Origin of the sequence: Bacillus cereus group sp. BceL291 (assembly GCF_051776705.1) — a bacterium.
GTDB lineage: Bacteria > Bacillota > Bacilli > Bacillales > Bacillaceae_G > Bacillus_A > Bacillus_A cereus.
Genome location: NZ_JBPWAP010000059.1, coordinates 20437 through 30638, shown reverse-complemented (window position 1 = coordinate 30638; position 10202 = coordinate 20437). Strand labels below are relative to the sequence as shown.

The following is a 10202-nucleotide window of genomic DNA, read 5'->3' as shown; positions in this document are numbered from 1 at the left end:
ATATCTAGCTTAATATACATACTAACCACCTCAGAGTCAGTATGGAGAATCCAATTGAAAATGTACATATTTATTCAAGCGTTAATGTACATATTTAAGTTAGCATTTATACCTCCAGTATCTATTTAAGATATTCAAATGAAAAAGTCTCGAATTTTAGCCCCTTAGGGCGTAACCTAAGGGGCTAAATCTATCAATTCTTCATTATCCTCTTTTATATTATTACATCTCCAAATAATTAATTTAACGTTCTACAATCTTATCTATGTCAATCGGTTCAAACATTTCATAATCCTCTATTTGTTTCATTATAAAGGAAACTTCAAATTTTTTTCCGTTTGTGTAAATAATGCACTTTAACTCATTGCTTATCCAATTATCATTAAATAGATTATATTTTTCTTTTTTTAATTCTATATCAAAATTTTCTTTTTCTACACTGAGTTTTTTTTCAATTAATTGTTCAACAATTAATATATTGTTGTTTGTTTGTTTTTCCTCCACCTCTTTCACTGGCAGATAAAATGCATACACAATAACCAAAAATGCCAATCCTACAAAACATAATATATAAAACAAATCAACATTATTACTCTTTTCATCTTCCCTAAAGTTCTTATAATAATAGCTCAATATTAGCACTCCCTCACAACCAAACTTTATTCGAACAGTTTCATTATATTAATCATATAGTTAAATAACGATATACAAAATATGAATATATGTTAAAATCTACAACTAAACTTTATTACAACAAAAATTAAGTATTCATCTTCCTAAGACTTGATTAATTCATACTAAAAAACCAGCTAAGAATATACTTTACACAAGCTAATAAAAAAATTCCACATACCAGGACCGTTCCTATAGATAAACGCGCAGCAGAATCCATATCCTCATATACGGATGAATGTCTTTCTAATTCTTCATCCTTCTCTTTCATTCTTATTATTGCTTCATAAATTTCTTCTTTATTAATTTCAAGACTTCCACTCAATTTATCCAAAGAATTACCTGGTTCATGTATCCAACCACAACCGTTCCCATTTTCTGAAGCTTCAACGATAACTTTTGCTATTTGCTCAGTCACCTTTTCTTTATCCATCATACGTACCTCCATTCCACTTACTATAAATCCAAACCCTTAATTCAAATTTGATTAAACCAATACACAAAAACTTTCACTAAATTATTAAAAAAATACTGTGCAACAAAATATAATATCAAAAATATATTAGGTAGCATAAAATAAAACCAATTTTCAATAAATCCTTCTTTTACTTTTTTCACGAGATCATCACCTATTTTCTATAAAATCCATTACATATTACAACAACATTTATTTCTTCATCTTTTTTGTCGAATCAAGCAAATAAACTAAAAAAGTACAAAACACAGCTATACCAACTGAAAAAACAAAAGCCTCCCATGTAGACATAATCGCACCTACCTTCATTAATCAAAATTATATCAATTTAAAATTATTAATTCTATATAATACGTTTTAAAAAACTTATTATAGTCCAACAATTAAATATATGAACAGTAGAATTATGATTGAGACTCCATAGAATCCATAAAAGTATATTTGATCTGACACATTTTTCTCAATACCAAAATATACGTTTAGCTTCTTATAATTTTCCGAAAAAAAATCGCTATATATTTTAAAGGATTTCCTCTTAACTTTTGATTGTGTTAATATATATTCAGAAGATATATTTTTAATGATTGGGTGTTTCATCGTCATTCATCCTTTCGAAAATTATGTTTTTATAGAAGAGGAAGTTGTTTTCTTATGCTGCCAGGCGCGGAAACATCTTGCTCTTCTATTTTTTTGGTTATCAAGCCGTTCCTAAATAACATCAACCTATACAATCCTTTTCTCTTCTTAATATGTTTGGTTCAAATTATAAAATCGTTCAAAACATATTATTAAAGCTGCTTCAACCAAATTGTTAATATTAGCATTTTTTGTTCACCCCTTTTCCCTTATGCTCTTATAATACCACTTCACTTGACTCACGTCAAGTGAAGTGGTGCTTTTTTTTATACTCTTAATATCATCTTCGTTAATTCTGAATGCATCTACTCTCTAATGCTACCTACATGTATAAATCTTCTGAATTTTGTTAATAAAGATAGTATGCAATTAGGAAAAAGGTTGGCGCCCCCCTTTGTATCTTCTGAACGCTCACAAATTAATGAGTACTCAAGAAGTATCTGACGAATATGTACATACTTTATCCGGAATTTGGATGGTATCGCCCAACGGAAACGATTTTAAAATCATAGCCGTCGTTGGGCTGTTTGTGCTTTCCTTCTTTTTATCCCATCTTAAAATGCAACAGGTTTGCGCTTTTCTTCCCTAACAAGCAAAATATGCATCATATTAATTAGCTTTATTTTTTAGGTAACCAGTCCATCGAAAACATGTATATACTACAAAGAAATAAGGCCCCATTAATAGTTGCCTTATTTCTTCATAAACCCTTTAACTATTAGCATCCCTTCTTTAATATACACACCAATTATATAGTCGATCATTTTTTCATAACCTTCACCTACAAAATCTCCCCACTCTATTCCTATCTCTTCTTTTTCATATACCTCTTTTGGAATAGTTATAGTAAACATCTTTGCATTTTCTTCTTTCAAATATTCTATTTCAAAAACAAAACCTTTGTCATCATTGTAAGTAACGATTTCATTAGTCATTAAAAAACCTCCTAATTATTATTTATTCACCAGAAAGAAATCCTTATGAATCAAATACAGCCCATGTACCACAATTAGGGCATTGTACCACTACAAATCCAGTGAACTCATCGTAACTGCTCTCAAATTCTTGTTTCAGTTTATTTATATCAGAATCATATATAATTTCGAAGAATGGTTTATACGCGGCATACAGAAGACCATTTACAACAACATTGACATAATCATTGGAAAGTACATGGTATGGTGCTTCCACCTTCATCAAGCTCACGTCACGGTATTGTTGGTATCCATCATATTCTATGTGTCCATGCTCCTCACATAGACAACCTGTTTCTCCTTGGCATGTTCCTAAATCCATCAATCGCGCATGTTCTATAATATACAATTTGATTTTCTCATCATCAGCTTGTATCGCACATGAATCTATTCCTGATGGATATGCATCATTAAATTTCCCCGCTGTTATCTTCATATCAACCCTCCACGAAAATCCCCACTACAAGATTACTTAAATCAAAAGTTAATTTTCATATAAAAAAACCTCGCAATTAAAAACGAGGTTTTCCAACACAAGACTTTATCTTCAACCAGTATTCCCATGTGCATATTGAACAATAACATCTTTAGTAAATTGAGAGGCTTCCTGATGATCAGCCGAATTATGAGACACATTCAAAAATAACGTAAGAGCCGTGATAACTCCAATTATAGTAACACTTATTTTTTTCATTTTAATGCCTCCTTTTTAAATACCTCTTCATTCGCTTTATGGCTAGCGAAGAAATAATAACTTGCTTTTTCAAAATTATTTTCTTTATGGAATATAACCGCTAGTACTTCAGTATATTCTTTTACGTATTCCCAAAGTTTTTCTTTTATGAAATATTCATTACCTTTTAATATAATCTCTTCTAGCTTTTCACCATTTAACCCTTCATTTTGCCCATTTAATATCTTAAAATGATGTTGGTACTCTACCAATTGTAATCTATCACAAATCTCCATACCTTTCCTTACAAGTTCTGAAGATAACGAATTTTCACCTAATTTAAAGTGTTCTTTGCCCTTAATATATATAGCTTTATAGTTTTCAGGCATTTTTCCACATACCTCATTTAAATGATTTACAGCTAGCTCCGAAAGATTCTGACCAGCATACATTAAACCTAAATTTTGTTTTACAACTAACACACCGTTTTCATTCTCAAACTTTTTAAATATGTCCATTGCCGAAATATACAGTTCTTCAGCTAATTCCCATTCTTTCAAATGTGTACAAGCTAACGCCATAAGGTTATTACAATAACCGATTTTCACTTCATACCCTTCATGTTCAGTAAAGATTTCTTTTGCTTTCGTTGCTTGTTGGAAAGCTACAAAAGCCTGGTAGTAATGATATTGGAAAACGGCTTGATTGTAATAAAACTCCGCCTTTTCAATTTCATCTGGAATACTTTTAAGTAAATCTTCTGCTATTTCATAATGCTCTTTTGCTGCATTGTAATTACCAACTGCATTAGAGTAAATGGCTTTATAAAAATGATAATAATACGATAAAAAATCGTCAGTTGGTTTATCGAAAGATTCAATTTTATCAAAACTATTTTTGGCTATACTCAGGTTATCTATTAAATACTTATAACCAAAATCCAGTAATGAATAATATAGTAATAGGTTTTGGTCTTCTTCAATGTTTTCTATAGAACTCTCAATTTCTTTTTTTAATTTATATGCATTCGCAACATGTCTATTTCGAATTTCAATATACCAAGCATTTAACAGTTCTGTGACTTTATTATTTACAGTAGTTTGAACATTCAATTTGCATCCCCCTTTTCCAGAATTATCTATATCCTCTTCCCCTTATAGTATCACACAACATTATTTCTTGATATCTCAAAAAACTTGAAACAAAACTTTTTTAACATTCAGATAAAACAAGTTTTATCTACTGTGTATTTTAAGCAATTTAACGATGGATTGTACATAAAGAAAAAGATAATCGCCTTAAAACCGCAATCTCGGCGACAAATAATATAAATATCTATACATTCCCTACCTTATATTATCCCACTTTACCTTATTACATGATTAAGTGCCACTACTCAACACATCACTAATTCATCTTTCACCTCTTTTTTGATGCAATAACAAAATAATAAAAAAGTAACCCTTTGCATCCAGGGTTACTTTCTCATTTGCTCTTTTCTTTTTAATATATCTTCTTTAAAGAACAATCGATCTCGCGGTAAATCTTTAATGGGTTTCACTCTTTCTTTTTGCACCATTTGATTTAGATTTTGACGCGAACAACCTAAAATCTCCAGCGCTTCTGAAGTATTTATAACTTCAGATTGAATAAAAGAAATTAAGTCGTCTTTGGTTTCAAATTTATACATTCTTTTTCTCCTGCTTTTCCTTGATATAGGTAGTTACTAAATTGAACAACATCATAACAAATGCAAGTATACACAATACGATGAAGATATAATCTAATGTTTGCAAATCATTGTAATTAATTTGATACAAGATGTATCCTAAAATCACAAGAATTGGTATGTTACTAAAAATGACTTTTTTCATAAGATATAGTGAAATGTGCTATAATAATCTTAGGTACAAGAGAGGTTTCCCTCTCTTGTGGTGTCTTACTCAGAGTCGTTTTCTTGGCGGGAGCGACTCTTTTCTTTTTCATCCTTGATTTTGTAGTAAATATCAATTGTGTTTTTAACACCGGAAGAAAGTTGCGAGTAAATTGTTATGAACGCTGTTATCGTTCCTAAGATTATCATCCAATCCACTTTGTTCACCTCCTTTTCTTTATACTCTTATTATACCACCTAACTTGACGTGAGTCAATCGTAATATTAAAATTTATCGCATAAAAAAACTCACTTCGTTTCAAGCGAGTCTTTTCTACCTTCCTTTAAAAACATGCGGTTAGTTTATTATTTAATATAATAACAAGTTTTACATTTTTTTCTCCAACTATTCTCGGCTTTTAGCCACCTTTTTCTATGGCAAGTTGGACACTCAATGCGTACTTTATCCAATTCCCACTTTAAAGTATTCGCATTAAAAAAGTATTTTTTATTTTCATTTGAAGGATCAGGAATTAACCTTTCACCGGCTTCCACTATACAATTTTGACAATAAAACTTATTATTTAATTTTTTTAATTCAACAAAAGAAATACCCTTGAGCTCACCTTCTATTACATTACAAGTACTACAAATATGTCCATTTAATTTATTTTGATACAACACTAAACTACTTTTACAAGCCGCCTCATCATAATCATCAAAATAGCGAACTCCTGATATGACTAGCGAGCAATAATAACAGCTTACATCTTTTGTTCCCTCTGGATAACTAAATTCATAATCTCCTATCCCCTTTTTTCCTGTCTTATATTCAGAGCTTCCCACGACCCTAAGTATATTATCAAACCCACAATGGGTACATACTACAGAAAATCGTTTTGTTCTACAATCTAAACAATCACAAGGGCTACCCCAATCACAACTCGGCATAAAGCGTCAACTTCTTTCCTAATTAAATTTCCAATATTCATACTATAAAAAGGGCAATGTTTTTGGTGTATTTTTCTATTTATATACTTATTATCGTTCAATCCTCCCTCATTTAACAACAGGGTTGTACATAAAAGAATAGATAATCGTCTTAAAATCGCAATCTCGGAGACTATTTTTATAAAAATCGGTACATTTTTCACTTTTAATATAAATCCTTAAAGAATAATATCAACTTCATTACTAATAGATAAGTATAAAAAGGGCAACCTATATTAAGGTGCCCTTCTATGCTTTAGCAAAGTTTTGATTTCTTTTCTGCACATTTTTTCTTCTTTTTCTTTCCATTTTCCAAAAGCGTAAGAACACTATCAGAAAACCAAACGGCGCAAAAATTGGTGTCATTACAAATAACCAACCTAAAAACGAAGCTTTTATAAACAAGTATATAAGCCACCCCTTATCAGTCATCATAAATATCGTATCCGAAAAGAAAAAGCACTTTATTTTATGTGCAAGTATCCTTGCGAACGGAAAAAATATAAAGTTAACAATCATTAAATTTATCATTCCCGTTTCATATGGAGGGATTACCCACCTAAAGAACAAATAAATTAAGATACCCCATATGTATGTTTTAACTAGATAACGTGTATCAATAGACTGACATGCTCGAAATAACATAAACATAATCCCTCTCCCTTTCCTTAAGCCCCTATGATATTTTTATATACAATCATTCTTCACCTTTTTTAACACCATTTAAAATTGTATATATGAGCCCCCAAATTACGAATAACGTTATAAACCCTACACCTATCCAACCGAACATCTTTATTAATCCGTTTAAAGCCTCATCCCCCGGTCTTCCAGTTGCCCAGAATGAATATCCAAATATAAATACAATACCAAATACCCATAAAAACATATCAGAATTCATTTTATTTCCCCTCATTCTATTCAGCCCCCTCTATCTGTTTTTCACTCTTTTTCGCACGCTTTAATGTACTTCTACTAATTCCGGTTATCCTCTCTACTTGTTTATAAGAGTTATTTTTTAGTAACATGAGAGCATGTTCTATTTGTTCCTTATTATATTTCTTTGGTCGTCCTTCCTTAAAATTCGGATTCAATTTTGCAATTGCTTTACCTTCTTGCGTACGCTCTACAATCATATCCCTTTCAAATTCTGCAAAGGCGCTCATAATATTGAACATCAACCTACCAGTAGGCGTATCTTCAATTACCCCCATATTTATTACATGTACCTTAATTCCTTTTTCAAATAACACTTTAATTGTAGCGATAGCACTTTCAGCCGAACGTGCAAATCGATCTAATTTTGTAACAACAAGTGTATCTCCACTTTCTAATATAGAAAGTAGTTCTTGAAATTTTGGTCGTTCAAATTTTGTGCCAGTAAATTTTTCTGAATATATTTTTTCACAACCTTCTTTTTTTAACATTTGAATTTGAGACTCCAAGTCTTGATTCAAAGTACTCACCCTGGCATATCCATATTTCACCAAAAACACTCCAATTCTCTTTTACTTTTGGACGTAAGTTATGATACCCCTCCATACATAGATTCTATCACACTCACATACTAGGTTCAAAACTTTTAAGTTATGAACCCCTGTTCACTCGAAATATATAGCAAACCACTAACGATGTCAAACATTACCATTTTTACGAGTCAGAAATCCTCTTTGTGTGTTTACTTATAATCTTAGACTTCCTTTAACGCATAAGACTATTAGAGACAAACCTATAAACTCTTAGCAAACCTAAACTTTTTAAAACAGTTAGAGTTTTAGAGAATTATAGTAAACAAAAATACTTGAGTTGCTAGACTAAAAAACACAAAGGTGGTAACCCTAATGAAAAATCAATTTTACCAAATCAACACTGAAGAATTCGAGAATATTAACATGCATCTAGTTAGCAAATTTGCACAGATTATCTTTGAAATAAAATGCGAGACAGATATCAGCGATGATTGTTGTCATGAGATGGAGAATGTCTTAGATGATACAAAAACTATTTTTGTAGAAATTAATCACTTAACATTGGTTTCATTTGTAATAGAATATAAAAATACTTATAAAAGATTAAATAATAACCAAACTAAGCAACAAAAAAGCCTCTTAACTCCAGGTATTGCTAAATATATTACAACTAAAACATCTAACCTAAGGGAATTGGGACATAATATAATAATAGAGAGAGAAGATTTGGAGCAATTTATTTTAAACTTTGAATATATCCTAAAAAAACTATCCATATAATAAGAACATCATTTCAATTCATTTCTTATAAGCTATTAAATAAAAAGACACACACTCTATAGAGTGTGTGTCTTTTTATTTCCCTTGGGTTTCAAGGTAACTATTTATTTCCTGGCGTCGATTGCAAGAATAACAATATGAACCGTCATACATATCATCAAATGGAACCTTTTGCCCACAATCTGTACAAATCGCACCATTTGTATCATCCACAACGCAGTTACTACATAATGGTTCTCCTTGATTATTAGTATATTCACCGACCTTCATTCCACATTCAACACAAAGATCATCAACTGTATACGAATCTATTTCATAAAGTAATCCTTTATTTATATAAATATCTTCAAATAAATCATCACTAGACCAATAATCTAAATACGAATCTATATTTCTAGTTACTTGAACCTCCAATTCCCCTTCAAGATTATGATATCTAGCAGAGGATAAGATTACTTCTTTCGTATCACCATCCCTCCCCTGGTATTCTCTAGAAATAGCGTTAGCTTTTATATTAATTTTTAATAAATATTCAGCTTCATCAACGTTGTACCCTTGAAACTTCTCTTCAACTACTTCTAGTTCAAATGAATCTTCTTCATATTCAAAATCGCTACCATCATAGCTCGTCAGTGATGATGTATCAATGTATTCTTCACCTTTATTTATTATCATTTCAATTAAATCTGGTTCAATACTATGCCATAAATCCTCAAAATAATTTTCTAAATTATAATTTATTGACCACTCTAATACAGAAGGAATATCCTTCTTAAAGATTCTTGCTATTTCATTATAAAACTCATTCCCCGTAATACCTATAATCTTCTTACCAGTTTCATTTTCAAATTCTTCTACTAATTCTTGTCTAAAATGCTTTTCCTTCAGGTTGTACCAATCTTCTTTAACATCATCCGTTACGAAAACTAGATTTTTCTCATTCCTCTTACAAAATTCTAAAGTTTCCTTCCAAATAATAAAATCGCCATAGGCTTCTACACCAGACTTATCATCTTCGTCCTCATAACCTGGTGGTATTTTATTTTTATACCTTTTTTCACCATCGGAACAAAGTTGATATATTTCATCAAGAGAAGGGGTTGGCAACAAATTGTCTGACCCTTCAATATAATTAATTAATTGAACTATAAGATCTTCCTTTAGTATCTTACGGTTCACTTCTGCAACCGCTTCATGTTCAGCCATATATTCATCTAACTTTTCTTTCAATGCATCAATATCTTCTTCTATACTTTCTTTTAATTCACTAATCTTAGGCATTTTAAATGATTCTAGAATCTCCAGCTGTATGTTTAATTTACTTTCAAACTGATTAAGAGGTTTTTTCAAATTCGTGATTGCATTCTTAAATTTATTTCTTTGTTTTCTTACCGATTTGCCATGATTCTTTTTAAACTCACGTTTCACAGTACTAGGTAGAACAAGATTCTCTCGAATCAAATCACATAAACTTATAAAAAACGTCATTGCTTCTGGCGAATATTCATAAAGATTCAAATATATATTCGTGTCAAAAACCACACAATAATTATCTGTTGCTAAAATACTTTGAATCGTTGTTCCTTCTTTTACTTCCTCCATAATTATTCACTCATTTCACATATTAGTATTAAAGTCATATTTCAAGCTGACATTCCAT

The 10202-nt window shown here is 30.7% G+C and carries 16 protein-coding genes; 1 reads left to right on the top strand and 15 read right to left on the bottom strand.

Translation table 11 applies throughout. The annotated features are described in order from the left end of the window. Positions 1-243: 243 nt before the first annotated feature. The 14 genes from ACS2CR_RS26535 to ACS2CR_RS26470 form a co-directional block, all read right to left on the bottom strand. The gene (locus tag ACS2CR_RS26535) at positions 244-642 is read right to left on the bottom strand and encodes a hypothetical protein (RefSeq protein ID WP_438906099.1); all 399 of its coding nucleotides are present in this window, start codon (positions 640-642) and stop codon (positions 244-246) included. Positions 643-787: 145 nt separating this feature from the next. Beyond that, positions 788-1105 (bottom strand): hypothetical protein, encoded by a 318-nt coding sequence (locus ACS2CR_RS26530; protein WP_438906098.1) that lies wholly within the window; start codon positions 1103-1105, stop codon positions 788-790. A gap of 44 nt (positions 1106-1149) precedes the next feature. Continuing rightward, entirely contained in the window at positions 1150-1290 is a 141-nt protein-coding gene (locus ACS2CR_RS26525) for a hypothetical protein (protein WP_438906097.1), read from the bottom strand. A 226-nt stretch (positions 1291-1516) separates the two neighbouring features. Next, positions 1517-1744, bottom strand: coding sequence for a DUF3961 domain-containing protein (locus ACS2CR_RS26520; protein ID WP_000682346.1), 228 nt, complete (start codon positions 1742-1744; stop codon positions 1517-1519). Positions 1745-2475: 731 nt separating this feature from the next. Continuing rightward, positions 2476-2718 (bottom strand): hypothetical protein, encoded by a 243-nt coding sequence (locus tag ACS2CR_RS26515; RefSeq protein ID WP_438906096.1) that lies wholly within the window; start codon positions 2716-2718, stop codon positions 2476-2478. 43 nt (positions 2719-2761) lie between these two features. Further along, positions 2762-3193, bottom strand: a complete 432-nt coding sequence (locus tag ACS2CR_RS26510; RefSeq protein WP_438906095.1) for a hypothetical protein — start codon at positions 3191-3193, stop codon at positions 2762-2764. Between the two features lie 111 nt (positions 3194-3304). Next, entirely contained in the window at positions 3305-3451 is a 147-nt protein-coding gene (locus ACS2CR_RS26505) for a hypothetical protein (protein ID WP_000724332.1), read from the bottom strand. Beyond that, positions 3448-4542: a Rap family tetratricopeptide repeat protein gene (locus ACS2CR_RS26500; RefSeq protein WP_240835254.1), complete on the bottom strand. Its 1095-nt coding sequence runs from the start codon at positions 4540-4542 to the stop codon at positions 3448-3450. The genes ACS2CR_RS26505 and ACS2CR_RS26500 overlap by 4 nt, the downstream gene beginning before the upstream one ends. A gap of 365 nt (positions 4543-4907) precedes the next feature. Further along, complete coding sequence (locus ACS2CR_RS26495) at positions 4908-5120, bottom strand: DNA-binding protein (RefSeq protein ID WP_086387291.1); 213 nt, start codon at positions 5118-5120, stop codon at positions 4908-4910. 249 nt (positions 5121-5369) lie between these two features. Beyond that, a complete protein-coding gene (locus tag ACS2CR_RS26490; protein ID WP_000383998.1) occupies positions 5370-5522 on the bottom strand; it encodes a hypothetical protein in 153 nt (50 codons plus the stop codon). A gap of 147 nt (positions 5523-5669) precedes the next feature. Continuing rightward, positions 5670-6254 carry a hypothetical protein gene (locus ACS2CR_RS26485; RefSeq protein ID WP_001138653.1) on the bottom strand — a complete coding sequence of 195 codons (585 nt, stop codon included), beginning with the start codon at positions 6252-6254 and terminating at the stop codon, positions 5670-5672. Positions 6255-6542: 288 nt separating this feature from the next. Further along, positions 6543-6944 carry a hypothetical protein gene (locus ACS2CR_RS26480; RefSeq protein WP_000480906.1) on the bottom strand — a complete coding sequence of 134 codons (402 nt, stop codon included), beginning with the start codon at positions 6942-6944 and terminating at the stop codon, positions 6543-6545. Between the two features lie 46 nt (positions 6945-6990). Then, a complete protein-coding gene (locus tag ACS2CR_RS26475) occupies positions 6991-7209 on the bottom strand; it encodes a hypothetical protein (RefSeq protein ID WP_240835256.1) in 219 nt (72 codons plus the stop codon). Between the two features lies 1 nt (position 7210). Beyond that, on the bottom strand, positions 7211-7780 hold the full coding sequence (locus tag ACS2CR_RS26470) for a recombinase family protein (protein ID WP_002164810.1): 570 nt from the start codon (positions 7778-7780) through the stop codon (positions 7211-7213). Positions 7781-8134: 354 nt separating this feature from the next. Between ACS2CR_RS26470 and ACS2CR_RS26465 the strand changes: the two genes are divergently transcribed. Continuing rightward, positions 8135-8542 carry a hypothetical protein gene (locus tag ACS2CR_RS26465; RefSeq protein ID WP_438906094.1) on the top strand — a complete coding sequence of 136 codons (408 nt, stop codon included), beginning with the start codon at positions 8135-8137 and terminating at the stop codon, positions 8540-8542. A 75-nt stretch (positions 8543-8617) separates the two neighbouring features. Here ACS2CR_RS26465 and ACS2CR_RS26460 read toward each other — a convergent pair whose 3' ends face one another. Then, positions 8618-10144: a PIN domain-containing protein gene (locus tag ACS2CR_RS26460; protein WP_438906093.1), complete on the bottom strand. Its 1527-nt coding sequence runs from the start codon at positions 10142-10144 to the stop codon at positions 8618-8620. Positions 10145-10202: the final 58 nt, after the last annotated feature.

Coding starts and splice junctions, on each gene's coding strand:
- ACS2CR_RS26465 (WP_438906094.1), top strand. CDS start 8,135: ATGAAAAATCAATTTTACCAAATCAACACTGAAGAATTCGAGAATATT.
- ACS2CR_RS26480 (WP_000480906.1), bottom strand. CDS start 6,944: ATGTTTATGTTATTTCGAGCATGTCAGTCTATTGATACACGTTATCTA.
- ACS2CR_RS26510 (WP_438906095.1), bottom strand. CDS start 3,193: ATGAAGATAACAGCGGGGAAATTTAATGATGCATATCCATCAGGAATA.
- ACS2CR_RS26520 (WP_000682346.1), bottom strand. CDS start 1,744: ATGAAACACCCAATCATTAAAAATATATCTTCTGAATATATATTAACA.
- ACS2CR_RS26495 (WP_086387291.1), bottom strand. CDS start 5,120: ATGTATAAATTTGAAACCAAAGACGACTTAATTTCTTTTATTCAATCT.
- ACS2CR_RS26515 (WP_438906096.1), bottom strand. CDS start 2,718: ATGACTAATGAAATCGTTACTTACAATGATGACAAAGGTTTTGTTTTT.
- ACS2CR_RS26530 (WP_438906098.1), bottom strand. CDS start 1,105: ATGGATAAAGAAAAGGTGACTGAGCAAATAGCAAAAGTTATCGTTGAA.
- ACS2CR_RS26475 (WP_240835256.1), bottom strand. CDS start 7,209: ATGAGGGGAAATAAAATGAATTCTGATATGTTTTTATGGGTATTTGGT.
- ACS2CR_RS26460 (WP_438906093.1), bottom strand. CDS start 10,144: ATGGAGGAAGTAAAAGAAGGAACAACGATTCAAAGTATTTTAGCAACA.
- ACS2CR_RS26485 (WP_001138653.1), bottom strand. CDS start 6,254: ATGCCGAGTTGTGATTGGGGTAGCCCTTGTGATTGTTTAGATTGTAGA.
- ACS2CR_RS26505 (WP_000724332.1), bottom strand. CDS start 3,451: ATGAAAAAAATAAGTGTTACTATAATTGGAGTTATCACGGCTCTTACG.